The organism is Kitasatospora sp. NPDC001547 (assembly GCF_042894165.1).
GTDB lineage: Bacteria > Actinomycetota > Actinomycetes > Streptomycetales > Streptomycetaceae > Kitasatospora.
Window position 1 is genome coordinate 146,331 of the sequence record NZ_JBIAVL010000015.1, and the last position, 26,056, is coordinate 172,386.

A 26,056-nucleotide genomic window follows, 5' to 3' on the forward strand; every position below is an offset into this window, starting at 1 on the left:
TCGGCCCGGGGGTGAGGGACTTTGGTCCCGAGCCCGGGTCGTCCGCGCAGGTGGGGCGCCCTTCCGGGCGGGAAAATCGGAGGCGTCGGGCGGGCGGGCGGGGCTAGCGTGGGAATCCATGACTTCTTCCTCTTCTTCTTCCTTGACGGTCCGTGACTTCCAGCCCGGGGACGCCGAGGCCGTGGTCGCGGCCCACCGTGCCGGGCGCGAGCACCTGGTGCTCTCCGCCGAGGCCCTGGTCTGGCTGAACGCCCGGCCCAGTCCCGAGGAGCACTTCCGCACCTTCGTCGCCGAGCTGGACGGCCGGGTGGTCGGCGCGGTGCGCTGCGGGGTGGTGCTCGGGACGACGACCGCGGGCGTCGGCTACGCCAACGGCAGCGTGCTGCCCGGATTCCGGCGGCGCGGCGCGGCCTCGGCGCTGCTGGCCGCGGCCGAACGGCACCTGACCGGCCACGGGGTGACCGAACTGCACACCTGGCTGGACGACGAGCCCGCCTCGCTGGCCTTCGCCACCGCCCGGGGCTACCGGCTCGGGCGCGCCATGCACTTCGCCGGACGGGACCTGGCGCTCCCGTTGCCGCCCGCGCCGGTACGGCCGGCCGGTGTCGAGCTGCGCCCGGCCGCCGACTGGGCGGCCGACCCGCACCCGGTGTTCCTGGTCGAGGCGGACGCCATCCTGGACGAGCCCGGCAGCGAGGTGCCGATGGACGCCCTGGAGTACGAGGACTGGCTGCGCGACGACTGGTCCCGGCCGGACCGGGACCTGGCGCTGAGCGTCGTGGCCGTGGTGGACGGTCGGCCGGCCGCGTTCAGCATGGCGCAGACCGACGGGGAGGGCCGCTACTGGTCGGCGTTCACCGCCTGCCGCCGGGAGTTCCGCGGCCGGGGGCTGACCAAGCTGGCCAAGCTGGAGTCGCTGCGGCTCGCCGCGGCGGCGGGCCACCGGTACGCGTACACCAGCAACGACACGACCAACGGGCCGATGCTGGCGATCAACGCCTGGCTCGGGTACGAGCGCTGCGCGGGGGAGCGCAAGGGCGTCAAGCGGCTGGAGCGGCCGTCGGCGCAGGAGGGCTGACGCGCCGGCCCGGCGGGCCGGGCGGGCGTGCCCGGCCGCGGGCGGGGACAGCCGCGGCGGGGAAGGGCCGCGGCCGGGGAGGGACCGGCCCGTGCCAGCCCGCGGCCGGCGGGCCGAGCCACTTCGGCCAGATGTGGTCCAGACCAGGTGGGACGAATCGGGACGGTCCGGGTTGCTCCGGGCGTGAAGTGGCTTGAACCGCAATGGTTTTGCTCCATTCCTGTCACCGGATGGGGATAATCGCGCACATGACGATCAGCCGTGCGAACGTGAGCGCGATTGCCGAGGACCTGTACGTGTGGCTCCCGCCGAAGCGGGGGTGGGGCCTGGCCAACTGCGGGCTGCTGGTCTCGGAGACCACCGCGCTCTGGATCGACACGCCGTACGACCCCTCGATGGCCGGGGAGTTCCTCGCCGCGAGCCGGCGGCTGCTGCCCGACGGGGTCGGGATCGACCGGGTGGTCGTCACCCACGCCAACGGGGACCACCTGTGGGGCGCCGGGGTGCTGCCGGACGCCGAGGTGATCGCCACCCGCGAGGCGCTGGAGCACATCCACTGGGAGCCCACCCCGCAGCAGCAGCACGCGCTGGTCGCCAACAGCGACCCGGACTCGCCGCTCGGCGGCTACCTGAAGGAGCACTTCGGGCGGTTCGACTGGTCCAGCACCGAGCCGGTGCGCCCCGACACCGTCTTCACCGGCGAGCTGGAGCTGACCGTCGGCCGCTACCCGGTGCGGATCACCAGCCTGCCCGCCGCGCACACCGGCGGCGACCTGCTGGTCCACCTCCCGCACCAGCGCACGGTGTTCACCGGCGACGTGATCTTCTCCTCGACGCCCGAGCAGCCCGGCGACCACCCCTCGCACTGGGCCGGACCGCTGGAGAACGTCATCGGCGCCTGCGAGCAGGCCCTGGCCACCGGCGCGGAGACCTTCGTGCCCGGCCACGGCCCGGTGCTCGACCGCGACGGCGTCCGGCAGCACATCGGCTACCTCGCCTACGTCCGCGAGCGCGCCCACACCCTGCACGCCGCCGGGATACCCGCCCTGGACGCCGCCCGACGGGTGATCGCCGAGCAGCGCCACCCCGAACTCGGCCTGCCCGAGCGGCTGGTGCTCACCGTCGCGGCCGAGTACCGGCACCTGGACGGCTCGGCGGCCCCGGGCGCCCTGGAGGCCCTGGGCCAGGTCGCCCTGGTGGCCCGGGAGCTGGCCGAGGACGCCGCCCGCGCCCCGCGCCCGCGCACCGTCCGGAACTGACCCGGTCCGCGCCCCTCCCCACCACCAGCCCGGCGGGCCCGGCCGCAGCGCCCGGTCCGACCCGCAGCAAGCACTCCCGAGGACTCCGATGACGCAGATCGCGCTGATCGTCCTGGCGCTGGTCGCCGCCGTGGCCGCGGCCGTGCTCGCCCGCGGCCGGGCCGGGGCCGTCGCCCGGGCGACGGCCGCCGAGGCCGCGCTCGACCGGGGCGAGGAGCGCACCCGGGCCGCCGAGGGCCGGCTCGCCCGCGCCGAGCAGGAGCAGCGCGAGGCGCAGGAGGCCGCCCGGCGCTCCGCCGAGGAGGCCCGGCGGGCGCAGGAGCGCGCCCGGGCCGCCGAGGACGGCGCCCGCGAGGCGCGGGAGGCGGCCCGGCAGGCCGAGGACGCCGCCCGGGACGCCGTGCGGCAGGGTGCCGCCGCGACCGCCCGGGCCGAGCAGGCCGACCGCGCGCTCGCCGAGGCCGAGGCACGGGGGGCCGCGCTGCTCGCCGAGGCCGAGGCCCGCGGTGCCGCGCTGCTCGCCGAGATCGGCCACCTCGCCCAGGAGCGGATCGCCGCCACCGCCGTACGGCTCACCCATACCAACGCCCCGCTGGTCGGCCCGCTGGACCCGCAGGCCGTCGGCCCCGAGGCCGTCCGGGCACTGCAGGCCGTGCTGGACGCCGCCCAGGCCGCGCTCGCCGACGAGCGCGAACGAGTGGACGCCGCCGCCCGCGCCGCCATGCGCGGCGCCACCTCCCGGATCCAGACCCTGCTGTACCAGATCCAGAGCCTGGTCCAGCAGCTCCAGCACGAGAACGACGACCCCCGGCTGCTGGAGGTCGACTTCCGCAACGAGGTCGCGCTGCGCCGGATCCAGACCGTCGCGGTGCTCTGCGAGGCCTGGCCGGGCCTGGCCCGCACCGACTCGCCGCTCGCCGAGGTGGTCGTCGGCGCGCTCTCCCGGGTGCCCGGCTACGCCCGGATCAAGGTCGCCAACCACCTGCGCGAGCAGCGCCTCGCCGTGGTCGCCCGGGCCGCCGAGCCTGTCGCCGTCACCCTCGCCGAGCTGCTCGCCAACGCCACCGCGTACTCCCACCCGGAGACCGACGTCCCGGTCACCGTCCAGCAGGGCGGCCGCGGCGCGCTGGTGATCATCGACGACAGCGGCATCGGCATGGACGAGGACCAGCTGCGCCGCGCCCGCCGGCTGCTGGCCGGCCCGCCGGACATGCTGCTCACCGAGCTCGGCAACCCGCCCAAGACCGGCTTCGCGGTGATCGGCAAGCTGGCCCGGCAGTACGGCTTCTCCTGTCACATCGAGCCCTCGCCGTACGGCGGCATGCGGACCATCCTGCGCATCCCGGCGGCGCTGGTGACCGTGGTGGACGACGAGCAGCCGCTGTCGGTGCTCACCCCGCTGCCGCTGCGGGCCGGTGCCGGGCCGGCCCCGGCGCCCACCGTCGCGGCCGTCCCGCCGATGCGCGACGCGCAGGAGCCGGACGGCCCGCGGCTCGCCGACCGCCACGACCAGCCGGGCCCGCACCCGGCGCCGGCCATCCGCGTGGTCCCCGATCCGGTCGCGGACGGGCCCGCGGCGGACGGCCCCGCGCCCGAGACCCCCGCGCCCGAAACCCCCGCGCCCGAAACCCCCGGGACGGGCACTCCCGTGGCCGAGACCCCCGCGGCCGACGACGGCACCGGCCTGCCCACCCGGCGCCGCCGCCGTCCGCTGACCGCCGAACGGCCGGCCGCCGGGGAGCCCGCTCCCGCCGTCCCCGCCGCCGAACGCACCCCCGAGCAGGCCGCCGCCCACTGGCAGGCGCTGCAGCGGGGCACCGACTCCGGCCGGGCCGCCGTGGCCCGGGCTGCCCGGGAGGAGGCCGCCGCCGGTGCCGCGCCCGGCCCGGCCGCCCCCGCAGGCGGCGACAGCACCACCGGCACCCCCGCAAGCAGCGACAGCACCACCGGCACCCCCGCCACCTCCGGCGACACCACCGCCGGCCGCGCCCCCGCCGACCGCGGCGCCGGTCCGACCTCAGAAGGAGCCGAGCAGTGAGCAGCACGCCCAGCCCGACCGCCACCGACGAGATCTCGTGGGTGCTGACCCCGCTGCTGGAGCTGCCGGGGGTGCTGCACGCGGTCATCGCCACCGGGGACGGCCTGGTCGAGGGCGCCTCGGGCGGTCTGGAGCGCGCCTCGGCCGAGCGGGTCGCCGCGATGACCGCCACCGTGCACGCCGCCGCCCGGGCCTTCACCGCCGCGTTCACCGCCGCCGAGCGGCCCCGGCTGGCCCAGACCGTGGTGGAGTCCGATCTCGGCTACGCCGTCGTGGTGCCCGCCGGGGAGAACACCTCGCTCGCGGTGTTCACCTCTCCGGACGCCCAGCTCGGCAACGTGGCCTACCAGATGCAGCTGCAGGTCGCCGCCCTCGGTCGCGCGCTCGCGAGCCCGGCCCGGCGGCAGGACGACGACGACCGGTCATGACCGCCGCCCCCCGCAGGCGGATGGTGCCCGCCTACCTGGCCACCGGCGGCCGCAGCCGCCCCGGCACCAAGGGCTTCGAGCGGCTCACCGTGCTGTTCGCCGACCGCGCCGACCCGCCGGACGCCCTCGAACCCGAACACCGCCGGCTCTGGGAGCTGCTGCGCCCCGGCGCGCTGACCGTGGTGGAGGCCGCCGCGCACCTGCGCCTGCCGGTCAGCGCCACCGTCTTCCTCGCGGCCGACCTGGTCGAGGCGGGCTGCCTGCACGCCCGCGCGCCGATCCCGCGTGCCCAGCAGACCGACCGCTCCATCGTCGAGAGGCTCCTCGTTGGACTCCGTGCGCTCCGGTGACCCGGCCGGACGGCCGGGCCCGGAAGACCAGACAGGACGGCCCGCAGGGGCGGAGCAGCCGGGCCGGGTCGGCTATCTGCCCGACCGGGACCAGACGCTGATGAAGCTGGTGGTGGCCGGCCCGTTCGGGGTCGGCAAGACCACCCTGATCCGCACCCTCTCCGAGATCGCCACCCTGCACACCGAGGAGGCGATGACCGAGACCGGCCGCCCGGTGGACGACCTGGCCGGCCTGCCGGGGAAGAGCACCACCACGGTCGCCGTCGACTTCGGCCGGCTCACCCTGCCCGGCAACGTCGTGCTCTACATGTTCGGCACCCCCGGACAGCGCCGCTTCTTCCCGCTCTGGCAGGACATCGCCCGCGGCGCCGTGGGCGCCCTGGTGCTCGCCGACACCCGCCGGCTGGCCGACTCCTTCGAGATCATGGACATGGTCGAGGAGCAGGGCCTGCCGTACGCCGTCGCCGTCAACCGCTTCCCGGACGCACCGGACCACCCGGTCGAGGTGCTGCGCACCCACCTGGACCTGCACGCCGCCACCCCGCTGCTGCTCTGCGACGCCCGGGACCGCGACAGCAGCCTGGACACGCTGATCGCGCTGGCCGAGCACGTCCTGGACGCCCTGCCCGCCGCCCCCGCCACCCCGGAGCAGCCGTGACCGCCGAGTCCCGCCCGACCCCGATCCACGGCCCGGCCTTCGCCGCCGACCCCCAGCTGGTCTACGAGCGGCTGCGGCGGCACGGCGCGGTCGCCCCGGTGGAGGTCGCGCCCGGCGTCGACGCCCTGCTGGTCACCGACTACCAGGCCGCGCTGGACCTGCTGCGCGACACCGACACCTTCTCCAAGGACTCCCGGGCCTGGCAGCGGACCGTCCCGCCGGACTCCCCGCTGCTGCCGGTGCTCGGCTACCGCCCGACCGCGCTGTTCAGCGACGGCGAGACGCACGCCCGCTACCGGGCGGTGATCACCGACGCCCTCGCGCTGTTCGAACCGCACCGGCTCCAGCGCCAGGTCGCCGAGACCGCGCACCGGCTGATCGACCGCTTCGCCGCCGTCGGGCACGCCGACCTGATCGCCGAGTACGCCCGCCAGCTGCCCGCCTTCGTGCTCACCACCTGGTTCGGTGTGCCGGAGGAGCAGCGGGCCGAGGTGGTGGCCGCGATCACCGGGCTGATCGAGTCCACCGCGAAGGCCGGCGCCTCGTACGGCAAGCTCCTGGCGGTGGTCACCGCGATGGTCGCCGAGCGCCGCGAGCGCCCCCGGCACGACCTCGCCTCCTGGTACGTCACCCACCCGGTCGGCCTGGACGACGACGAGGTGATCCGGCAGATCACCCTGACCCTGATCGCCGGGCACGAGCCGACCACCAACCTGATCGGCAACGCCCTGCTGCGCCTGCTCACCGACGCCCGCTACGCCGGTTCGCTGTTCGGCGGCGCGATGACCGCCCACCAGGCGATCGACGAGGTGCTCTGGCACGAGCCGCCGATGGCCAACCTCTCGGCGCACTACCCGCGGTACGACATCACCTTCCACGGCCGGGAGATCAAGGCGGGCACGCTGGTCCTGGTCTCGTACGCGGCCGCCAACTCCCAGGCCGCGCCGCCGACCGGCGACGGCGGCCTGCGCAGCGGCGAGAGCGCCCACCTGGCCTGGGCGGCCGGGCCGCACGCCTGTCCGGCCCGGGATCCGGCCCTGCTGATCGCGATCACCGCCATCGAGCAGCTGGGCAGCCGCCTCAGCGACCTCGAACTGTCCACCCCCGCCGAGGAGCTGCTCTGGCGCCCGGGCCCTTTCCACCGGGCGCTGACGCACCTCCCGGTCCGCTTCGAACCGGTGAATGGTTGAGGCGGGGGCGTGATAGCGCAACGTTGGACATTTTCGGTGACTTGCGTTCAGTTCGTGGGCGATTTCCATCGCCGGTGCCGCCTGGGTGCCTTGTCGGCTCGATTGGGGTCGACCTTACGGATTCACGGTTCGAACGGGGTCTGCGACTATGTTGTTCGGGCGGCGATATCGACTCGAGCTGACGACTGGCCAGGTCGAGCTGTGCGGCAGTTTTGGCGATATCTGTCGGGCCGTGTGGAACACTGCCTTGGAACAGCGACGTGAGTATCGGCGGCGCGACGCATGGATGAACTACGTGCCGCAGGCGGCGGAGCTGGCCGAGGCCAAGCGAGAGTTCCCATGGCTGGCAGAGGCCCCCTCTCATATTCTTCAACAGACACTGCGAGACCTTGAACGAGCCTGCCGGGAGCGCGGGACATTCGGCGTGCGGTGGCGGTCCAGGAGGCGGTGGTCGCCATCGTTCCGCTTCCCGGACGCGAAGCAGATCGCGGTTGAGAGGATTGGCCGCAAATGGGGCCGTGTGCGGTTCCCCAAGCTCGGTTGGGTTCGGTTCCGCTGGTCTCGACCGCTTGGCGGTTGTGTTAGGTCGACGACGGTTGCTCGTCGGGGGCGGCACTGGTTCATCTCGTTTCAGATCGAGGACGGACAGCCCACCCCCGATGGGGCACCCGTTGCCTGGTCGCGCCATCGGCATCGACAGAGGAGTGAAGGTAGCCGTAACGACATCGGACGGCGAGTTCTATGATCGACCATTTGTCACGCCGGGCGAGACCGCAAGACTGCGTCGGCTACAGCAAAAACTGGCGCGGCAGAGGAAAGGGAGTAACCGCCGCCGAGAAACGGTGGTGGCGATCCGAGCTCTGACGACTCGGACTCGTAACCGACGCGCGGACTTCTGCGCCTGGACGGCGAACACGATCGCGAACCGGAACGCACTGGTGGCTCTGGAGGATCTGCGCATCAGGTCCATGACCGCCAGAGCGTCCGGAACCGGTGAAGAACCGGGCCGAAACGTCAGGCAGAAAGCCGGCCTCAATCGGTCCATTCTTGACAAGGGCTGGAAGCTGTTCGAACTCGCGCTTCGCAACAAAGGGCGCACCACCGGCACACTCGTCGTGCTGGTGAACCCGGCGTACACATCCCAGAAATGCAATGTGTGCGGGCATCTGGACCGGAAGTCGCGCAAGAGCCAAGCCGACTTCCGATGCGCTGCCTGCGGACACGCCGAACACGCTGATGTGAATGCCGCGAAGAACATCCTCAGCGCCGCAGGGCATGCGGTGCCAGGGCGTGGAGGCCTCGGGGCTGCCCGGTCTGTGAAGCGCCAACCGCCGGTCGCGTCCACCGCATGCGGCGGACGCGACCGGAATCCTCGCTCGTCGAAGCGGGGAGGGAGTCAAGCAGTAGCGCTGGTCGGCTCAGTCTCCAACGGGCTTCAGAGTCAGGGAGATGCTGTTGATGCAATACCGTAGATCCGTCGGCGTGCCGTATCCCTCGCCCTCGAAGACGTGGCCCAGGTGCCCGCCGCACCGCTTGCAGCGGACCTCTACCCGGCGCATGCCGAGGCTGTTGTCTTCCAGCAGTTCCACGGCATCGGAGTTGCGCGCATCGTAGAAGGACGGCCAGCCGCAGTGGCTGTCGAACTTGGTCTCGGAGCTGAACAGTTCGGCCCCGCAGGCCCGGCAGCCGTAGACGCCGACGGTCTTGGTGTCGGTGTACTCACCGGTGAACGGGCGCTCGGTGCCCGCCTCGCGGAGCACGTGGTACTCCTCGGGGCTGAGCTGGGCGCGCCACTCGGCCTCGGTCTTCTCGATCTCGTAGCTCATCTCACGGCTCCCGGTCGCGGCGTACGTCGGACGGACGTGGGTCAGACGTTGGAGGCAACGTTCGCGAGGTGCCGCAGGATTTCCGGCCCCAGGTTGGTGACGTCCCCGGCGCCCATCGTGAGCAGCAGGTCGCCCGGGCGGGCGAGGCCGGCCAGCAGGGCGGGGGCGGCGGCGAAGGAGTGTTCGGCGGTGACCTCGGCGCCGGCCCGGCGGGCGGCGTCGAGGATCAGCTCGCTGGTCACGCCGGGGATCGGGTCCTCGCGGGCCGGGTAGATGTCCAGCACCACCGAGGCGTCGGCCAGGGCCAGGGCCCGGCCCATCTCCTCGGAGAGCTGCTGGGTGCGGCTGAACAGGTGCGGCTGGAAGACCACCAGCACCCGGCCCCTGCCGGTCAGGCCCTCGCGGACGGCCTCCAGGTCGGCGGTCATCTCGGTGGGGTGGTGGGCGTAGGAGTCGATCACCTGGACCCCGCCGGCCTCGCCCTTGAGCTGGAGGCGGCGGCGCACGCCGGTGTAGGCGCCGAGGGCCTTGGCCAGGTCGGCGGCCGGGACGCCCAGCGCGACGCCGGCGGCCAGCGCGGCCACCGCGTTGTGGGCGTAGTGCCGGCCGGGCACCGAGACGGTGAAGGCCAGCTCGGTGCCGTCCAGCAGCACGGTGACCTCGCTGGTCATGCCGTGGGCGACCACCGACAGGACCCGCAGGTCGGCGTCCTCGGCGGAGCCGACCGTCACCACGTTCAGGTCCTCGCGGCCGGCCACCCGGGAGGTGAGCTCGCGGGCGCCGTCGTGGTCGGCCGAGACCACCAGGGTGCCGCCGGGCACGATCCGGCCGACGAAGGTCTCGAAGGACTCGTAGATCTCCTCGATCGAGGCGTAGTTGGCGTGGTGGTCCAGCTCCACGTTGAGCACGATCGCCACCTCGGGCGCGTACTTGTGGAAGCTGCGGTCGCTCTCGTCCGCCTCGGCGACGAAGATCCCGCCGGCGCCGTGGTGGGCGTTGGAGCCGGGCGCGTCGAGGTCGCCGCCGATCGCGTAGGACGGGTCCAGGCCCAGCTCGCCGAGGGCGACGGCGAGCATGCTGGTCGTGGTGGTCTTGCCGTGGGTGCCGGCCACCGCCAGCGCCCGGCGGCCGCCCATCAGCGCGGCCAGCGCGTCGGAGCGGTGCACCACCGGGATGCCGCGCTCGTGGGCGGCGACCAGCTCCGGGTTGTCGGCGCGGATCGCGCTGGAGACGACCACGCTGCTGGTGCCGTCCGGCACGTGCTCGGCGGCGTGGCCGACGTGCACGGTGGCGCCGAGGGCGCGCAGCGCGAGGACGGTCTCGGACTCCTTGGAGTCGCTGCCGGAGACGCTGGCCCCGCGCACGGCGAGGATCTTCGCCAGGCCGGACATCCCGGCGCCGCCGATGCCGATGAAGTGCGGGGCGTGCAGGTCGTGCGCGGCGTCGTTCAAGGCGTGGCTCCGTACGGGCGGGGGCAGACAGGTCGGGCGGACGGAATCGTCCTCGCGGGCGGACCGCAAGGACGATTCTGCACCACCGGCGCTCCGGGCCAGGAGTCGCTCAGGAGTCGCTGGCGAACAGTCGGAGCACCGGGACCCCCACCTTGTGCCGGGCCTGGGAGGCCCAGTCGCGGTGGAAGAACTCCTCCACGAAGTGCGGCGAGGTGAGCACCACCACCTCGTCCGCCCGCTGCTCCTCGACGACCGTGCGCAGCCGCTCCAGCGGCTTCTCCTCGACCAGCTCGCCCACCGCCTCGGCGCCGGCCGAGCGCAGGTGGCGCAGGCTGTGCTCCAGCGACTCGCTGGCCACGGTCGGCGCGGTCTCGGACTCGTCGTGCTCGTGCACCACCTTGTCGAGGTGGCCGAGGGCGACGTCGTCGAGCGCCCGCAGCAGCTCGTCCTGCTTGCCGCGCGGCTGCATCAGGACGACGAAGGACACCTTCTCCTCGCCGTGGAGCGTGGTGACGAGCTCCACGTCCGCGTCGGAGAGAGCCTTTTCGATCATCAGTACCGTCTTGAACACGTGAGTCCTTCCAGTGGCCGGCCCCCGGGCCCCGGCATCGCATAACGGGATCACGATCAGGGGGTCACGGGGTCATCCGAACCCGGGTGACGCAGGTAGCGGGTGAAGAGGAATCCTTTCTGCTCGATCAATGAGACCAGCCGCATCCGCTGCACGTCCGGCATTCGGGCATCGTGCAGGATGCGCGGCGCGTCGCCGCCGGTGAGCAGCGGGGCCAGCGACAGGCACAGCTCGTCCACCAGGCCGGCCGCCGTGAGCTGCCCCAGCAGGCGCGGGCCGCCCTCGGTCAGCAGCCGGGTCCAGCCGCGCTCGGCCAGGGCGGCCACGCCCGCCCGCAGGTCCACCGAGCCGGTGCCGGCGACCACCAGGTCGGCCACCTCGGCGACCGCCCGGCGGCGCTCCGCCGAGGCGTCCTCGGTGGTGATCACCACCGTCCTGACCAGCGGCTCGGTGAACAGCGGCGCGGTCAGGTCCAGCTGCAGCGAGCGGGTCACCACGGCGATCGCCGGGGCGGGCGCCTGCCCGGCCGCCGTCCGGGCCGCCGCGAACTCCCTGCGCGCCCGGGCCGGCCGGTAGCCCTCGGCGCGGACGGTCTCCGCGCCCACCAGTACCACGTCCGACAGCGCCCGCAGCACCCCGAAGATCCGCTTGTCGGCGTCCCCGGAGAGCCCCTCGGACAGCCCGTCCAGCCTGGCCCCGCCGTCCAGACCGGTCACCATGTTGGCACGCAGCCAGGGGCGCCCCTGATTCACCTGTTCGGGGTACGCGTACACGGCGGCGAGCGATTCCAGTGCGGCCGGATCGGCGAGCCGCCCGCTCAGCGGGCTGATCAACTGTTGCATGCACCCAGTCTTCCACCGCGGGGCCGCGGGCCGTTCGGACCGCGTACGGGGCAGGCGTACCCTCTACTGATGTGCCCGCAGCCTCCCACTCCGCAACCGCGACCGAGCCGATAGCCGCCGCACCCGTGTCCGGCTCCCCGATCGCGCTCACCGACCGCCGCCCCGTCGTGCCCGCCGAGCGGCTGGTCGCCGAGATGGTCCCGCCGCCCCGGTTCGCCGACGTGAGCTTCGGGACGTACCTCCCGGACCCGACCCAGCCGAGCCAGTACGAGGCCGTCCAGGTCCTGGAGCAGTTCGCGGCCACCCTCGGCGGAGGAAACGGTTCCGCGCCCAAGCGCAGCTGGTTCCGCCGCTCCGCGCCCGCGCCCACCGGCCCGGCCGGGGTCTACCTCGACGGCGGCTACGGCGTCGGCAAGACCCACCTGCTCGCCTCGCTCTGGCACGCCGCCCCCGGCCCCAAGGCCTTCGGCACCTTCGTCGAGCTGACCAACCTGGTCGGCGCGCTCGGCTTCCAGCAGGCCGTGCGGACCCTCTCCGGGCACACGCTGCTCTGCATCGACGAGTTCGAGCTGGACGACCCGGGCGACACCGTGCTGGTCTCCACCCTGCTCGGCCGGCTGGTCGAGAACGGCGTGAAGCTCTGCGCCACCTCGAACACCCTGCCGGAGAAGCTCGGCGAGGGCCGCTTCGCCGCCGCCGACTTCCTGCGCGAGATCCAGGGCCTGTCCGCGCACTTCCGCCCGATGCGGATCGACGGCCAGGACTACCGCCACCGCGGCCTGCCGGACGCCCCGCCGCCGTACACCGACGAGGCCGTCGGCGCGGCCGCGGCCCGCACCCCCGGCGCCTCGCTGGACGACTTCGACGCCCTGCTCGCCCACCTCTCCGCCGTCCACCCCAGCCGCTACGGCGCGCTGCTGGACGACGTCACCGCGGTCTGCCTGCGCGGCGTCCGGCAGGTCGACGACCAGTCCACCGCGCTGCGCCTGGTCGTGCTGGCCGACCGGATGTACGACCGCGAGCTGCCGATCACCGCCTCCGGCCTGCCGTTCGACCAGGTCTTCCCGGAGGAGATGCTCCGCGGCGGCTACCGCAAGAAGTACCTGCGCGCCATCTCCCGCCTGGTCGCCCTCGCCCGGGACAGCGCCAAGTAGGACCCGCGCCCGTAACCCCGACGCCGGTCACGCGTTGCTCCCTGGCGGAGCGAAGGGGGACGCATGGCCGGTGAAGGGTCCGGAGCGGGCTACTCGGTCGAGATCGAGCCCGAGGTCCGGATCTGGCTCCAGAACTGCTCGCTCCCGGAACATCGCGCCGCTGAACGTGCTGCCGACCACGAGGTCTACGACCGGGAGGAGCAGCGGTGAGCAGTGGCTATCACACGCGGTGGGTCGTGCCACCGGAGCACCGCGAGAGTGAGGAGTACCGGGCGGCGGGGCGGCGGATGGCGCTGGCCGAGGCTGTGTACGCCCGCCGCTCCGCGCTGGGATGGAGCCCGGCCCAGCTCGCCGAGCGGGCCGGACTGAGCGAGGAGACGGTCGAGAGCATCGAGGAGAGCGGGGTGGATCCGACGCTCCCCCTGATCGAGATGCTGGCCGCCGCCTTCGACTCCGTGGTCCGGATCGACCCGGCCCGCGCGCCCGCCATAAGGTTCGAGGCCCACGCGGCCTGACCGTAGCCGCCCCGGTTGTCGGTGGTGGGTCGTACGGTGGAGGCGTGCGTCCCATCACGAGTATTGAGCGGTCCGTGGCGCCTTTCGAGGTCGTCAGCCCCTTCCAGCCGAACGGCGACCAGCCGGCGGCGATCGCCGAGCTGGAACGGCGGATCAGGGGAGGGGAGAAGGACGTCGTGCTGCTCGGTGCCACCGGCACCGGCAAGTCGGCCACCACGGCCTGGATGATCGAGAAGCTGCAGCGCCCCACCCTGGTGATGGCGCCGAACAAGACGCTGGCCGCGCAGCTGGCCAACGAGTTCCGCGAGCTGCTGCCGAACAACGCGGTCGAGTACTTCGTCTCGTACTACGACTACTACCAGCCCGAGGCGTACGTCCCGCAGACGGACACCTACATCGAGAAGGACTCCTCGATCAACGAGGAGGTCGAGCGGCTGCGCCACTCGGCCACCAACTCGCTGCTCACCCGCCGGGACGTGGTCGTGGTCGCCTCGGTCTCCTGCATCTACGGCCTCGGCACCCCGCAGGAGTACGTGGACCGGATGGTGCGGCTCAAGGTCGGCCAGGAGATCGACCGGGACGACCTGCTGCGCCGCTTCGTCGACATCCAGTACGCCCGCAACGACGTGGCCTTCACCCGCGGCACCTTCCGGGTCCGCGGCGACACCATCGAGATCTTCCCGGTCTACGAGGAGCTCGCCGTCCGGATCGAGATGTTCGGCGACGAGATCGAGGCGCTGTACACCCTGCACCCGCTCACCGGCGAGATCATCAGCCAGGACGACTCCGTCCACGTCTTCCCCGCCTCGCACTACGTGGCCGGCCCCGAGCGCATGGAGCGCGCGATCACCGGCATCGAGAAGGAGCTGGAGGGCACGCTCGCCCGGCTGGAGAAGCAGGGCAAGCTGCTGGAGGCCCAGCGGCTGCGGATGCGCACCACCTACGACATCGAGATGCTGCGCCAGATCGGCACCTGCTCGGGCGTCGAGAACTACTCGATGCACTTCGACGGCCGCGAGCCGGGCTCCCCGCCGAACACCCTGCTCGACTACTTCCCGGAGGACTTCCTCCTGGTCATCGACGAGTCGCACGTCACCGTCCCGCAGATCGGCGCGATGTACGAGGGCGACGCCTCGCGCAAGCGCACCCTGGTCGAGCACGGCTTCCGGCTGCCCTCCGCGATGGACAACCGCCCGCTGAAGTGGGAGGAGTTCCTGGAGCGGATCGGCCAGACCGTCTACCTGTCGGCGACGCCGGGCCCGTACGAGCTGTCGCGCGGCGACGGCCAGGTCGAGCAGATCATCCGCCCGACCGGCCTGATCGACCCCGAGGTGATCGTCAAGCCGACCGAGGGCCAGATCGACGACCTGGTGCACGAGGTCCGCAAGCGGGTCGAGCGGGACGAGCGCGTCCTGGTCACCACGCTGACCAAGAAGATGGCCGAGGACCTCACCGACTACATGCTCGGTCTGGACATCCGGGTCCGGTACCTGCACAGCGACGTGGACACCCTGCGCCGGGTGGAGCTGCTGCGCGAGCTGCGGGCGGGCCGGTACGACGTGCTGGTCGGCATCAACCTGCTGCGCGAGGGCCTGGACCTGCCCGAGGTGTCGCTGGTGGCGATCCTGGACGCGGACAAGGAGGGCTTCCTGCGCTCCGGCACCTCGCTGATCCAGACGATCGGCCGCGCCGCCCGCAACGTCTCCGGCCAGGTCCACATGTACGCGGACAAGATCACCCCCGCGATGGAGAAGGCCATCGACGAGACCAACCGCCGCCGGGCCGTGCAGCAGGCCTACAACAAGGAGCACGGGATCGACCCGCAGCCGCTGCGCAAGAAGATCGGCGACATCCTGGACACCCTCGCCCGCGAGGACGTGGACACCGACGAGCTGCTCTCCACCGGGTACCGCAACCAGGGCAAGGGCAAGGCCCCGGTGCCGGCGCTGGGCGGGGAGCGCAAGCCGGCCAAGTCCCTCCCGGCCGCCGAGCTGGCGGACCTGATCCAGGAGATGACCGAGCGGATGCACACGGCCGCCGCCGACCTCCAGTTCGAGGTCGCGGCCCGGCTGCGCGACGAGGTCAAGGAACTGAAGAAGGAGCTGCGGCAGATGCGCGAGGCCGGTGTGGCGTAGTCGCACCGGAGGGGCGCGCCGGAGGGGAGACCCGCGCGGCGACCGGCACTGGCCGGAATGGCACCGGTCAAGTCCGCGGGTGTCTCAGCCTTGCCACAAACGGGGAAACCCGGGAGAGGCCGGGGTGCCGCAGGCCCTAGGCTGGCCTGCGGCATCGTGCCCTCGGGACGGGGTTGCGGGCCGTACGCAGAGGGGGCCTCAGCCGGGGGACGGCGACGGGGTGTTCCACCGTGGAGCCGCGCGGGTGTGACCGCGCGGCCGGCAGAGAGGGCAACGTCGTGTCGGTGAACCTGGCCAAGGGGCAGCGGGTCAGCCTCCAGAAGGGTCAGGGCGACGCCCTGACCGTGGTCCGGATGGGCCTCGGCTGGCAGGCCGCCCCCAAGCGCGGGCTGTTCGGCAGCCGCACCCGGAAGATCGACCTGGACGCCTCGGCGCTGCTGTACGCCGAGAAGACGCCGTCCGACGTGGTGTTCTTCTCGCACCTGGAGAGCGACGACGGCTCCGTCCGGCACACCGGCGACAACCTGGAGGGCGGCTCCGGGGCCGAGGACGACGAGGCGATCCTGGTCGACCTGGTGCACGTGCCGGTGAACATCACCCAGGTGGTGTTCACGGTGAGCTCGTACACCGGGCAGACCTTCGCCGAGGTGGAGCGGGCGCACTGCCGGCTGGTGGACGAGACCACCGGCCTGGAGCTGGCCCGCTACGAGCTGGCCGGCGGCGGGCCGCACACGGGGCAGATCATGGCCAAGGTGGTCCGGGACGGCAACGGCGGCTGGGAGATGCAGGCGATCGGCGCGCCGGCCAAGGGGCGGACCTTCCAGGACCTGCTGCCGGCGATCGACCCGTTCCTGTAGCCGTGCCGCCCGGGTGGCCCGTCAGCCCGGGTGGTTCCCGCGGGCCGGCCCCGGCAGCTCCGCGGTCTTTACCTTCTTTACCTTTCCTTGGAGCTCCTGTTACTCTCGTTGACAGCGGAGGGGAGTATTCCTCGACAGCCGACCCCGTCATCACGGATGCCCGTCGCGGCACCCCGGGGCGCTGGCCCGATGGGCGGAAGAGACCTCCGGCAGTGACGATGACTGTCTCGCCTACCTGCCGGAGGAGCAGTAGTGGACGTTTCCGTAACCATGTGGGTCTCCACGATCCTGGTGCTGATCGCACTGGTCGTGGCCGACTTCTTCATCGGAGGGCGCAAGCCGCACGAGGTCTCGATCAAGGAGGCCGGGATCTGGACGGCCGTCTGGGTCGCCCTGGCGGTGCTCTTCGGCGGCTTCCTCTGGTGGCACTCCGGCGCGGAGCCGACGGGCGAGTTCTTCGCCGGGTACATCACCGAGAAGTCGCTCAGTGTCGACAACCTCTTCGTGTTCATCCTGATCATGGGCAAGTTCGCGGTGCCCAGGATCTACCAGCAGCGCGTGCTGATGTTCGGTGTGATCATCGCGCTGGTGCTCCGGGCGGTGTTCATCGCCGGCGGTGCCGCGCTGGTCTCCGAGTTCTCCTGGGTGTTCTTCATCTTCGGCGGCTTCCTGATCTGGACGGCCTGGAAGCTGATCAAGGAGGCCCGCGCCGAGGAGGAGGGCGAGGAGGAGTTCGAGGAGAACCGCCTGCTCAAGTCGATCACCCGCCGCTTCCCGGCCACCGAGGACTACCGCGGCACCAGGCTGTTCGTCCGGGAGAACGGCCGTCGGCTGATCACCCCGATGCTGATCGTCATGCTGGCGATCGGCACCACCGACGTGCTGTTCGCGCTGGACTCGATCCCGGCCATCTTCGGCCTGACCCAGGACCCGTACATCGTCTTCACCGCCAACGCCTTCGCCCTGATGGGGCTGCGTCAGCTGTACTTCCTGATCGGCGGCCTGCTGAAGAAGCTGGTCCACCTGTCGTACGGCCTGTCGGTGATCCTCGGCTTCATCGGCGTGAAGCTGGTGCTGCACGCCGCGCACGAGGCGGGCGCGGAGTGGGCCCCGGAGATCGGCATCCCGTTCTCGCTGGCCTTCATCGTGGTGGTCCTGGCGATCACCACCTTCACCAGCCTGCGGGCGTCGAAGAAGGCCGAGCAGGCCGAGCGCGAGAAGCTCGACGCCTGACGCCTGACGCCTGACGCCTGACGCCCGGCGCCGGTGCCCCGAGCCCGGCGCCGGCGCCCGGCACCGCCGAGGCCCCCGTGACCGCTTCCGGTCCCGGGGGCCCCGGCCGTTCGGCGGCGCGGCCTACCAGCCGCGCTCGCGCCACTCGGCGAGGTGCGGGCGCTCGGCTCCGAGGGTGGTGTCGTTGCCGTGGCCGGGGTAGACCCAGGCCTCGTCGGGCAGGACGTCGAAGATCTTCTCGGTGACGTCGCGGTAGAGCGTCCGGAACGCCTCCGGGTCGCCCCAGGTGTTGCCCACGCCCCCGGGGAAGAGGCAGTCGCCAGTGAAGACGTGCTGGTGGCCCTGGGGGTCGTCGTAGACGAGCACGATCGCGCCGGGGGTGTGGCCGACCAGGTGCCGCACGGTCAGCGCCACGTCGCCGACCCGCAGCTCGTCGCCGTCCGCGAGCAGCAGCTCGGTGGGGACCTCGATGCCCTCGGCGTCGTACTGGCCGGCGGCCGTCCGGGCGCCGGTGGTGGCGACCACCTCGGCCAGCGCCCCCCAGTGGTCGTGGTGCCGGTGGGTGGTGACGACCGTCGCGAGGTCGTCGCCGACGGTCTCCAGCAGGGTCGGGGCGTCGGCGGCCGCGTCGATCAGGAGCTGTTCGTCGGTGGCCCGGCAGCGCAGCAGGTAGGCGTTGTTGTCGTACGGTCCGACGGCCACCTTGGTGATGATCAGGTGGGCCAGCTCCCGCACGTCCGGCGCTCCGCCGACCTTGACCGCTCCGTGGTACGTCATCCGTTCGCTCCCTCTGCAGTGGCTCCTGGGATCATCCTCGCGCCGTCAGCCCAGCGGGGGAAGCTGGGGCAGGGCGGTGTCGGGGGTGCGGCGCAGGCCGTCCCCGGCGGAGCGGCCGGAGAGCCAGGCGGTCAGGGCGCGGACCGGGCCCTCGACGGTCAGGGCGGGCTCGCCGGTGCCGATCTGGCCGCGGTGCCCGGTGTCCTCGGCGACCAGCCGGACGGCGGGCAGGTCGGTGCCGTGCAGCTTGTCGGCGAGGCGGTCGAACTCGGCCACGGCGAACGGCTCGGGCCACTCGGCGAAGGTGTAGTCGGCGCCGAGGTCGACGACGTGGTACTCGATCTCGGCGAGGCGCTTCCAGACGAGGTCCGCGGCCGGGAAGACGGCGCCGGAGCGGTGGCGCACCTCGGCGGCCCAGTCCTCGTCGCGCAGCAGCGCGGCGGCCGCCGCGAAGGCCTCGTGGGATTCCCGCAGGTCGGCGAGCTGGACGTCCAGCGGGCGGCCGGCGCCGTCCTCGATGCCCTGGTCGCGGGCCTGCTCGCTGGCGTACTGCGGGATGTCGGTGCCGGTGCGGACGCCGGTCAGCAGGTTGACCAGCGAGTCGGCGTTGCGGGCGAGGTGGGCCAGCACGTGGCCGCGGGTCCAGCCGGGGAGCGCGGAGGGCTCGGCGACGGCCTCCGGCTTCAGCGCGGAGACGGTGTCCAGCATGCGCCGGGTGCTTGCCTCGACCAGGTCCAGTCGTCCGGCGGCCAGCGCGGCGGCGGAGTGCGAGTCGGTCATCGAATCTGCCTTCTGTGCGGGACGGCGCGTTGCCCGTGGGGGCCTCGCTCGTTGACCAGGCGACGCTACCGCCGAATCCGGCCGCTGAGCAGGGCCTTTTTCGGTCCGGATACGGACGGTCCAGGGGTCGTCCTCACTCGTTCGGGTGGTCTCCGCTGGACAGAGTCGATATTCGAACGTCTGAGCTATAGGCTGGCTGCCGCATGCTGGAAGAAGTACCGACTCTCATCGCAAGCCGTCTTGCCCCGGAGAAAGGCGCCAGAAGCAGTGGCCGACCGCCTCATCGTCCGCGGTGCTCGTGAGCACAACCTCAAGAACGTCTCGCTCGACCTGCCCCGCGACTCCCTCATCGTCTTCACGGGCCTCTCCGGCTCCGGCAAGTCCTCGCTCGCCTTCGACACGATCTTCGCCGAGGGCCAGCGCCGCTACGTCGAGTCGCTGTCCTCCTACGCCCGTCAGTTCCTCGGGCAGATGGACAAGCCCGACGTGGACTTCATCGAGGGCCTCTCCCCGGCCGTCTCGATCGACCAGAAGTCCACCAACCGCAACCCCCGTTCGACCGTCGGCACCATCACCGAGGTCTACGACTACCTGCGCCTGCTGTTCGCCCGGATCGGCAAGCCGCACTGTCCGCACTGCGGCCGCCCGATCGCCAAGCAGTCGCCGCAGGCGATCGTGGACAAGGTGCTGGAGCTCGCCGAGGGCACCCGTTTCCAGGTGCTGAGCCCGGTGGTGCGCGAGCGCAAGGGCGAGTTCGTCGACCTCTTCGCCGACCTCCAGTCCAAGGGCTACTCCCGCGCCCGCGTCGACGGCGCGACGGTCCAGCTCGCCGAGCCGCCGAAGCTCAAGAAGCAGGAGAAGCACACCGTCGAGGTGGTGATCGACCGCCTCACCGTCAAGGACAGCGCCAAGCGGCGGCTCACCGACTCGGTGGAGACGGCCCTGCGGCTGTCCGGCGGCATGGTCGTGCTCGACTTCGTCGACCTCCCCGAGGACGACCCGGAGCGCGAGCGGATGTACTCCGAGCACCTCTACTGCCCGTACGACGACGTGTCGTTCGAGGAGCTGGAGCCGCGCTCGTTCTCCTTCAACTCGCCGTTCGGCGCCTGCCCGGACTGCTCGGGCCTGGGCAACCGGATGGAGGTCGACCCGGAGCTGGTCGTCCCGGACGTCGAGCGCTCGCTGGACGAGGGCGCGATCCACCCGTGGTCGGCCGGGCACGCCAAGGAGTACTTCCAGCGCCTGATCGACGCGCTGGCCGGGGAGCTCGGCTTCCGCACCGACATCCCCTGGGCCGGGCTGCCCGCCCGCGCCCGGAAGGCGCTGCTGTACGGGCACAAGCACCAGGTGGAGGTCCGCTACCGCAACCGCTTCGGCCGGGAGCGCTCGTACAGCACCGGCTTCGAGGGCGCGATCCCGTTCATCCAGCGCCGGCACACCGAGGCGGAGAGCGACAGCAGCCGCGAGCGCTTCGAGGGCTACATGCGCGAGGTGCCCTGCCCGACGTGCCAGGGCACCCGGCTCAAGCCGGTGGTGCTCGCGGTCACCGTCGAGGGCAGGTCGATCGCCGAGGTCTCCTCGATGTCGATCAGCGACTGCTCCGAGTTCCTCGGCGCGATGAAGCTCAACGCCCGGGACAAGCAGATCGCCGAGCGGGTCCTCAAGGAGGTCAACGAGCGCCTGCGCTTCCTGGTCGACGTCGGCCTGGACTACCTCTCGCTCGACCGCGCGGCCGGCACCCTGTCCGGCGGCGAGGCCCAGCGCATCCGGCTGGCCACCCAGATCGGCTCCGGCCTGGTCGGCGTGCTGTACGTGCTGGACGAGCCGTCCATCGGCCTGCACCAGCGGGACAACCACCGGCTGATCGAGACGCTGGTGCGGCTGCGCGACATCGGCAACACCCTGATCGTCGTCGAGCACGACGAGGACACCATCAAGACCGCGGACTGGGTGGTCGACATCGGCCCGGGCGCCGGCGAGCACGGCGGCAAGGTGGTGCACTCCGGCTCGCTGAAGCAGCTGCTCTCCAACAAGGAGTCGCTGACCGGCCAGTACCTCTCCGGCAAGCGCTTCATCCCGATCCCGGACGCCCGCCGCGAGCGGGACAAGAAGCGCCAGCTGACCGTCCACGGCGCCCGCGAGCACAACCTCAAGGACGTCACGGTCGGCTTCCCGCTCGGCACCTTCACCGCGATCACCGGCGTCTCCGGCTCCGGGAAGTCGACGCTGGTCAACGACATCCTGTACACCCACCTCGCCCGGGAGCTGAACGGCGCCCGCAGCGTGCCCGGCCGGCACACCCGGATCACCGGCACCGACCAGGTGGACAAGGTGGTGCACGTCGACCAGTCGCCGATCGGCCGCACCCCGCGCTCCAACCCGGCCACCTACACCGGGGTGTTCGACCACGTCCGCCGGCTCTTCGCGGAGACGCAGGAAGCCAAGGTCCGCGGCTACCTGCCCGGCCGGTTCTCCTTCAACGTCAAGGGCGGCCGCTGCGAGAACTGCTCCGGCGACGGCACCATCAAGATCGAGATGAACTTCCTTCCGGACGTCTACGTGCCGTGCGAGGTCTGCCACGGCGCCCGGTACAACCGGGAGACGCTGGAGGTCCACTACAAGGGCAGGTCCATCGCCGAGGTGCTGGACATGCCGATCGAGGAGGCGCTGGACTTCTTCGAGGCCGTCCCGGCGATCGCCCGCCACCTGCGGACGCTCAACGACGTCGGCCTCGGCTACGTCCGGCTCGGCCAGTCCGCGCCCACCCTGTCCGGCGGCGAGGCGCAGCGCGTCAAGCTCGCCTCGGAGCTCCAGAAGCGCTCCACCGGGCGGACGGTCTACGTGCTGGACGAGCCCACCACCGGCCTGCACTTCGAGGACATCAGCAAGCTGATCAAGGTGCTCAGCGGGCTGGTGGACAAGGGCAACACGGTGATCGTCATCGAGCACAACCTCGACGTGATCAAGACCGCCGACTGGGTCGTCGACATGGGCCCCGAAGGCGGCTCCGGCGGTGGCACGGTGGTCGCCGAGGGCACCCCGGAGCAGATCGCCGCCGTCGCGGAGAGCCACACCGGCAAGTTCCTGCGGGACATCCTGCCGGTCGGCTTCGCGGACGCCCCGGCCACCCCGGCGAAGAAGGCGCCGCGCAAGCGCGCGGCCGCCGTCAAGAAGTAGTCCCGTCCGACCGCCCCGCCGCTCCCGCCACCCGTACCGTCCGGGTGGCCCGGGAGCGGCGGCGTGGTGCGGCATAGACTTCCGTGGTCCCTCGCAGCCGCAGCAACCGTAGGAGCGCACCGATGTCCGAGGCCCCCGAGACCAGCCCCACCGCCTCCCGTCGCACCCTGCTCTGCGGGGCCGCGGCCGTCCTGGCGGCCGGCGGCACCGTCGCGGTCGCCGGCTGCGGCTCGTCCTCCTCTTCCTCCTCCGGCGCCGGCGCCCCCAAGGGCCCGGTCGACCTCGGCCCGGCCTCGGCGGTTCCCGAGGGCGGCGGCAAGGTCTACCGCGAGCAGAAGATCGTGGTGACCCAGCCCACCGCCGGCCAGTACAAGGCGTTCAGCGCCAAGTGCACCCACGCCGGCTGCGTCGTGGACCAGGTGAAGAACGCCCAGATCCAGTGCCCCTGCCACGGCAGCCGGTTCGCCATCGCGGACGGCGCCGTGCAGGACGGTCCGGCCCCGACCCCGCTGCCCGCGTACACCGTCACGGTCGAGGGCGGCAACCTCAAGGTGACCCCGAGCTGAGCCAGTTGACCGCCTCCCGACCGCCACGGTCCCCCCTGACGATCTCCGCCCCGCGGCCCCGCCCCCACTCGGTACGGTGGTCCCATGGCTGACCCGAGCACCTACCGCCCCGCGCCCGGTGCGATCCCGACCTCCCCCGGCGTCTACCGGTTCCGCGACGCCCACGGCCGGGTCATCTACGTCGGCAAGGCCAAGAGCCTGCGGCCGCGGCTGTCGTCCTACTTCCAGGACCTGGCCGGGCTGCACCCGCGCACCGCGACCATGGTCACCACCGCGGCCTCGGTGGAGTGGACCGTGGTCGGCACCGAGGTCGAGGCGCTCCAGCTGGAGTACTCCTGGATCAAGGAGTTCGACCCGCGGTTCAACGTCAAGTACCGCGACGACAAGAGCTATCCGGAACTCGCCGTCACCCTCAACGAGGAGTACCCGCGGGTCCAGGTGATGCGCGGGGCGCACCGGAAGGGCGTGCGCTACTTCGGACCGTACGGGCACGCCTGGGCGATCCGCGAGACGGTCGACCTGCTGCTGCGCGTCTTCCCCGTCCGCACCTGCTCCAACGGCGTCTTCAAGCGCGCCCGCCAGGTCGGCCGGCCCTGCCTGCTCGGCTACATCGGCAAGTGCGCCGCGCCCTGCGTCGGCAAGGTCTCCGCGGACGAACACCGGGCGCTGGCCGAGGACTTCTGCGACTTCATGGCCGGGCGCACCGGCAACTACCTGCGCCGGCTGGAGGCCGAGATGCAGGAGGCCGCCGCCGAGCTGGAGTACGAGAAGGCGGCCCGGCTGCGCGACGACATCGGCGCCCTCAAGCGCGCGATGGAGAAGAACGCCATCGTGCTCGCCGACGCCACCGACGCCGACCTGCTGGCCCTCGCCGAGGACGAACTCGAAGCCGCCGTGCAGATCTTCCACGTCCGCGGCGGCCGGGTCCGCGGCCAGCGCGGCTGGGTCACCGACAAGGTCGAGGACGTCGACACCGCCGGCCTGGTCGAGCACGCCCTCCAGCAGCTCTACGGCGGCGGCGAGTCCGTCCCGCGCGAGGTGCTCGTCCCGGCCCTGCCCGAGCCGGTGGAGCCGGTCCGCGAGTGGCTGGGCGGCCTGCGCGGCAGCCAGGTCGACCTGCGCATCCCCCAGCGCGGCGACAAGAAGGACCTGATGGCCACCGTGCAGCGCAACGCCCAGCAGGCGCTCGCGCTGCACAAGACCAAGCGCGCCTCCGACCTCACCACCCGCAGCCGCGCCCTCCAGGAGATCGCCGACGCGCTGCAGCTGGACTCCGTCCCGCTGCGCATCGAGTGCTTCGACATCTCCCACCTCCAGGGCGAGGACGTGGTCGCCTCCATGGTCGTCTTCGAGGACGGCCTGGCCCGCAAGAGCGAGTACCGGCGCTTCCAGATCAAGGGCTTCGAGGGCCAGGACGACGTCCGCTCGATGCACGAGGTGATCAGCCGGCGCTTCCGCCGCTACCTCCAGGAACGCGAGCAGACCGGCGAGTGGGCCGTCCCCGAGGAGGACGACGCCGACACCGGCGACGGCGGCGCCCGGGGCGAGGACGGCCGCCCCAAGCGCTTCGCCTACCCGCCCCAACTGCTGGTCGTCGACGGCGGCCAGCCGCAGGTCGCCGCCGCCAGGCGCGCCCTGGACGAGCTCGGCATCGACGACGTCGCGCTGTGCGGCCTGGCCAAGCGCCTGGAGGAGGTCTGGCTGCCCGGCGAGGACGACCCGGTGGTGCTGCCGCGCTCCAGCGAGGGCCTCTACCTGCTCCAGCGGGTCCGCGACGAGGCGCACCGGTTCGCGATCAGCTATCAGCGCAACAAGCGTTCCAAGCGACTCACCGCCGGGGAACTGGACTCCGTCCCGGGCCTCGGCGAGACTCGCCGCCGGGCGCTGCTCAAGCACTTCGGCTCGCTGAAGAAGCTCCGGGCCGCCACCGTGGACGAGCTCTGCGAGGTACCCGGCATCGGACGCCGCACCGCGCAGACTGTTGCGGAGGCGTTGTCGTCCCGTACACCCGCCGCACCCGCGGTCAACACCGCGACCGGCGAGATCATCGAGGACGGGGTCGTCGAGACCACCGAGCCGATGGCAGCAGCACCCCAGACCGCACCATCCCAGGAGACGCCATGACGGCCGACGCCGCCCGTCAGCCGGTGCGCCCCGGCCCCGCCCGCCTGCCCGGGCCGGGGAAGGGCGGCCGAGCCGTGCGCGTTCTCCCCAGCAGAAAGACCGAGAGCGGGGAACCGAAGTGACCGTGTCAGACGTGGCCGAGAACGCGCCGGAGCTGGTGATCATCTCCGGCATGTCCGGAGCCGGCCGCTCCACCGCCGCCAAGTGCCTGGAGGACCTCGGCTGGTTCGTGGTGGACAACCTGCCGCCGGCCCTGATCCCGACCATGGTCGACCTGGGCGCCCGCTCCCAGGGCAACGTCGCCCGGATCGGCGTGGTCGTGGACGTCCGCGGCCGGCAGTTCTTCGACGACCTGCTCACCTCGCTCGACGAGCTGGAGAAGCGCGGCGTCCGGCTCCGGGTCGTCTTCCTGGACTCCTCCGACGAGGCGCTGGTGCGCCGCTTCGAGAGCGTCCGCCGCCCGCACCCGCTGCAGGCCGACGGCCGGATCGTGGACGGCATCGCCCAGGAGCGCGACCTGCTGCGCGACCTGCGCGGCGAGGCCGACCTGGTGATCGACACCTCCAACCTCAACGTGCACCAGCTGCGCGCCAAGCTGGACGCCCAGTTCGCCGACCACGACGAGCCCGAGCTGCGCGCCACCGTGATGTCCTTCGGCTTCAAGTACGGCCTGCCGGTCGACGCCGACCTCGTGGTGGACTGCCGCTTCCTGCCCAACCCGCACTGGGTGCCCGAACTGCGGGCCCGCACCGGCACCGACGCGGACGTCGCCGACTACGTCTTCCAGCAGCCCGGAGCCAACGAGTTCCTGGACGGTTACGCCGAGCTACTCCGGATCGTGACCGAGGGGTACCGCCGCGAGGGGAAGCGCTACATGACGCTTGCCGTAGGCTGCACCGGTGGCAAGCACCGCAGCGTCGCCATGTCCGAGCGTCTGACCAAGCGTCTCATCGCCGACGGAGTCGAGACGGTGCTCGTTCACCGTGACATGGGACGGGAGTAACCGCCGCCTCCCTGCCGGGCCCGCCGGCGGAGTGGTCGGCGGGC

Annotated in this window: 25 protein-coding genes; 19 read left to right on the forward strand and 6 right to left on the reverse strand. The window is 72.3% G+C overall.

The features are described from left to right. Window positions 1-142: 142 nt before the first annotated feature. The 9 genes from ACFY0X_RS25920 (at window position 143) to ACFY0X_RS25960 (ending at window position 8,473) form a co-directional block, all read left to right on the forward strand. Window positions 143-1,078, forward strand: coding sequence for a GNAT family N-acetyltransferase (locus ACFY0X_RS25920; RefSeq protein WP_387757956.1), 936 nt, complete (start codon window positions 143-145; stop codon window positions 1,076-1,078). A 248-nt stretch (window positions 1,079-1,326) separates the two neighbouring features. Next, on the forward strand, window positions 1,327-2,337 hold the full coding sequence (locus tag ACFY0X_RS25925; protein WP_387757957.1) for an MBL fold metallo-hydrolase: 1,011 nt from the start codon (window positions 1,327-1,329) through the stop codon (window positions 2,335-2,337). A gap of 88 nt (window positions 2,338-2,425) precedes the next feature. Then, entirely contained in the window at window positions 2,426-4,375 is a 1,950-nt protein-coding gene (locus ACFY0X_RS25930; protein ID WP_387757958.1) for an ATP-binding protein, read from the forward strand. Continuing rightward, window positions 4,372-4,803 (forward strand): roadblock/LC7 domain-containing protein, encoded by a 432-nt coding sequence (locus ACFY0X_RS25935; protein ID WP_387757960.1) that lies wholly within the window; start codon window positions 4,372-4,374, stop codon window positions 4,801-4,803. The genes ACFY0X_RS25930 and ACFY0X_RS25935 overlap by 4 nt, the downstream gene beginning before the upstream one ends. Beyond that, window positions 4,800-5,153 (forward strand): DUF742 domain-containing protein, encoded by a 354-nt coding sequence (locus ACFY0X_RS25940; protein WP_387757962.1) that lies wholly within the window; start codon window positions 4,800-4,802, stop codon window positions 5,151-5,153. The genes ACFY0X_RS25935 and ACFY0X_RS25940 overlap by 4 nt, the downstream gene beginning before the upstream one ends. A gap of 100 nt (window positions 5,154-5,253) precedes the next feature. After that, entirely contained in the window at window positions 5,254-5,811 is a 558-nt protein-coding gene (locus tag ACFY0X_RS25945; protein WP_387757964.1) for an ATP/GTP-binding protein, read from the forward strand. Then, window positions 5,808-7,001: a cytochrome P450 gene (locus tag ACFY0X_RS25950; RefSeq protein ID WP_387757966.1), complete on the forward strand. Its 1,194-nt coding sequence runs from the start codon at window positions 5,808-5,810 to the stop codon at window positions 6,999-7,001. Before ACFY0X_RS25945 ends, ACFY0X_RS25950 begins: the two co-directional genes overlap by 4 nt. 148 nt (window positions 7,002-7,149) lie before the next feature. Next, window positions 7,150-7,746 (forward strand): RNA-guided endonuclease InsQ/TnpB family protein, encoded by a 597-nt coding sequence (locus ACFY0X_RS25955; protein WP_387757968.1) that lies wholly within the window; start codon window positions 7,150-7,152, stop codon window positions 7,744-7,746. Next, complete coding sequence (locus tag ACFY0X_RS25960; RefSeq protein WP_387757970.1) at window positions 7,661-8,473, forward strand: RNA-guided endonuclease InsQ/TnpB family protein; 813 nt, start codon at window positions 7,661-7,663, stop codon at window positions 8,471-8,473. Before ACFY0X_RS25955 ends, ACFY0X_RS25960 begins: the two co-directional genes overlap by 86 nt. Here ACFY0X_RS25960 and msrB read toward each other — a convergent pair. The 4 genes from msrB to ACFY0X_RS25980 all read right to left on the reverse strand — a co-directional run bounded on the left by msrB (window position 8,420) and on the right by ACFY0X_RS25980 (window position 11,691). Next, window positions 8,420-8,827: a peptide-methionine (R)-S-oxide reductase MsrB gene (gene msrB, locus ACFY0X_RS25965; RefSeq protein ID WP_387757971.1), complete on the reverse strand. Its 408-nt coding sequence runs from the start codon at window positions 8,825-8,827 to the stop codon at window positions 8,420-8,422. The genes ACFY0X_RS25960 and msrB overlap by 54 nt on opposite strands. A 41-nt stretch (window positions 8,828-8,868) precedes the next feature. Further along, window positions 8,869-10,278, reverse strand: a complete 1,410-nt coding sequence (murC, locus tag ACFY0X_RS25970) for a UDP-N-acetylmuramate--L-alanine ligase (protein ID WP_387757973.1) — start codon at window positions 10,276-10,278, stop codon at window positions 8,869-8,871. Between the two features lie 109 nt (window positions 10,279-10,387). Next, on the reverse strand, window positions 10,388-10,849 hold the full coding sequence (locus ACFY0X_RS25975; RefSeq protein ID WP_387757975.1) for an indole-3-glycerol phosphate synthase: 462 nt from the start codon (window positions 10,847-10,849) through the stop codon (window positions 10,388-10,390). A 56-nt stretch (window positions 10,850-10,905) separates the two neighbouring features. Further along, a complete protein-coding gene (locus tag ACFY0X_RS25980; protein WP_387757977.1) occupies window positions 10,906-11,691 on the reverse strand; it encodes a pyrimidine reductase family protein in 786 nt (261 codons plus the stop codon). Window positions 11,692-11,801: 110 nt separating this feature from the next. Between ACFY0X_RS25980 and zapE the strand changes: the two genes are divergently transcribed. From zapE to ACFY0X_RS26010, 6 genes are all read left to right on the forward strand, one after another. Continuing rightward, the gene (gene zapE / locus ACFY0X_RS25985) at window positions 11,802-12,845 is read left to right on the forward strand and encodes a cell division protein ZapE (RefSeq protein WP_387758041.1); all 1,044 of its coding nucleotides are present in this window, start codon (window positions 11,802-11,804) and stop codon (window positions 12,843-12,845) included. Between the two features lie 63 nt (window positions 12,846-12,908). After that, entirely contained in the window at window positions 12,909-13,055 is a 147-nt protein-coding gene (locus tag ACFY0X_RS25990; RefSeq protein ID WP_387757979.1) for a hypothetical protein, read from the forward strand. Next, the gene (locus ACFY0X_RS25995; protein WP_387757981.1) at window positions 13,052-13,360 is read left to right on the forward strand and encodes a helix-turn-helix domain-containing protein; all 309 of its coding nucleotides are present in this window, start codon (window positions 13,052-13,054) and stop codon (window positions 13,358-13,360) included. The genes ACFY0X_RS25990 and ACFY0X_RS25995 overlap by 4 nt, the downstream gene beginning before the upstream one ends. A gap of 44 nt (window positions 13,361-13,404) precedes the next feature. Continuing rightward, window positions 13,405-15,495, forward strand: coding sequence for an excinuclease ABC subunit UvrB (uvrB, locus tag ACFY0X_RS26000; protein WP_387757983.1), 2,091 nt, complete (start codon window positions 13,405-13,407; stop codon window positions 15,493-15,495). A gap of 278 nt (window positions 15,496-15,773) precedes the next feature. After that, window positions 15,774-16,352, forward strand: a complete 579-nt coding sequence (locus ACFY0X_RS26005; protein ID WP_387757985.1) for a TerD family protein — start codon at window positions 15,774-15,776, stop codon at window positions 16,350-16,352. A gap of 252 nt (window positions 16,353-16,604) precedes the next feature. Beyond that, window positions 16,605-17,585 (forward strand): TerC family protein, encoded by a 981-nt coding sequence (locus ACFY0X_RS26010; RefSeq protein ID WP_387757987.1) that lies wholly within the window; start codon window positions 16,605-16,607, stop codon window positions 17,583-17,585. Window positions 17,586-17,708: 123 nt separating this feature from the next. Here the strand turns inward: ACFY0X_RS26010 and ACFY0X_RS26015 are convergent, their stop codons facing one another. Together ACFY0X_RS26015 and ACFY0X_RS26020 are read right to left on the reverse strand one after the other, a co-directional pair. After that, window positions 17,709-18,362: an MBL fold metallo-hydrolase gene (locus ACFY0X_RS26015; protein WP_387757989.1), complete on the reverse strand. Its 654-nt coding sequence runs from the start codon at window positions 18,360-18,362 to the stop codon at window positions 17,709-17,711. Between the two features lie 45 nt (window positions 18,363-18,407). After that, entirely contained in the window at window positions 18,408-19,142 is a 735-nt protein-coding gene (locus ACFY0X_RS26020; RefSeq protein ID WP_387757990.1) for a maleylpyruvate isomerase family mycothiol-dependent enzyme, read from the reverse strand. Window positions 19,143-19,409: 267 nt separating this feature from the next. On the opposite strand from ACFY0X_RS26020, the gene uvrA reads away from it, so the two are divergent. From uvrA to rapZ, 4 genes are all read left to right on the forward strand, one after another. Beyond that, complete coding sequence (gene uvrA / locus ACFY0X_RS26025) at window positions 19,410-22,319, forward strand: excinuclease ABC subunit UvrA (protein ID WP_387757992.1); 2,910 nt, start codon at window positions 19,410-19,412, stop codon at window positions 22,317-22,319. A gap of 122 nt (window positions 22,320-22,441) precedes the next feature. Then, window positions 22,442-22,885: a Rieske (2Fe-2S) protein gene (locus ACFY0X_RS26030; protein ID WP_387757993.1), complete on the forward strand. Its 444-nt coding sequence runs from the start codon at window positions 22,442-22,444 to the stop codon at window positions 22,883-22,885. 84 nt (window positions 22,886-22,969) lie between these two features. Then, window positions 22,970-25,009: an excinuclease ABC subunit UvrC gene (gene uvrC / locus ACFY0X_RS26035; protein WP_387757995.1), complete on the forward strand. Its 2,040-nt coding sequence runs from the start codon at window positions 22,970-22,972 to the stop codon at window positions 25,007-25,009. Between the two features lie 118 nt (window positions 25,010-25,127). Then, complete coding sequence (rapZ, locus tag ACFY0X_RS26040) at window positions 25,128-26,012, forward strand: RNase adapter RapZ (RefSeq protein ID WP_037830760.1); 885 nt, start codon at window positions 25,128-25,130, stop codon at window positions 26,010-26,012. Window positions 26,013-26,056: the final 44 nt, after the last annotated feature.

Excerpts from the sequence above, each read along its gene's own strand:
- ACFY0X_RS25925 (WP_387757957.1), top strand. The coding sequence starts at position 1,327 with ATGACGATCAGCCGTGCGAACGTGAGCGCGATTGCCGAGGACCTGTAC.
- ACFY0X_RS25930 (WP_387757958.1), top strand. The coding sequence starts at position 2,426 with ATGACGCAGATCGCGCTGATCGTCCTGGCGCTGGTCGCCGCCGTGGCC.
- ACFY0X_RS25940 (WP_387757962.1), top strand. The coding sequence starts at position 4,800 with ATGACCGCCGCCCCCCGCAGGCGGATGGTGCCCGCCTACCTGGCCACC.
- ACFY0X_RS25945 (WP_387757964.1), top strand. The coding sequence starts at position 5,254 with ATGAAGCTGGTGGTGGCCGGCCCGTTCGGGGTCGGCAAGACCACCCTG.
- ACFY0X_RS25955 (WP_387757968.1), top strand. The coding sequence starts at position 7,150 with ATGTTGTTCGGGCGGCGATATCGACTCGAGCTGACGACTGGCCAGGTC.
- ACFY0X_RS25960 (WP_387757970.1), top strand. The coding sequence starts at position 7,661 with ATGGGGCACCCGTTGCCTGGTCGCGCCATCGGCATCGACAGAGGAGTG.
- msrB (WP_387757971.1), bottom strand. The coding sequence starts at position 8,827 with ATGAGCTACGAGATCGAGAAGACCGAGGCCGAGTGGCGCGCCCAGCTC.
- ACFY0X_RS25980 (WP_387757977.1), bottom strand. The coding sequence starts at position 11,691 with ATGCAACAGTTGATCAGCCCGCTGAGCGGGCGGCTCGCCGATCCGGCC.
- ACFY0X_RS25990 (WP_387757979.1), top strand. The coding sequence starts at position 12,909 with ATGGCCGGTGAAGGGTCCGGAGCGGGCTACTCGGTCGAGATCGAGCCC.
- ACFY0X_RS26015 (WP_387757989.1), bottom strand. The coding sequence starts at position 18,362 with ATGACGTACCACGGAGCGGTCAAGGTCGGCGGAGCGCCGGACGTGCGG.
- ACFY0X_RS26020 (WP_387757990.1), bottom strand. The coding sequence starts at position 19,142 with ATGACCGACTCGCACTCCGCCGCCGCGCTGGCCGCCGGACGACTGGAC.
- ACFY0X_RS26030 (WP_387757993.1), top strand. The coding sequence starts at position 22,442 with ATGTCCGAGGCCCCCGAGACCAGCCCCACCGCCTCCCGTCGCACCCTG.
- uvrC (WP_387757995.1), top strand. The coding sequence starts at position 22,970 with ATGGCTGACCCGAGCACCTACCGCCCCGCGCCCGGTGCGATCCCGACC.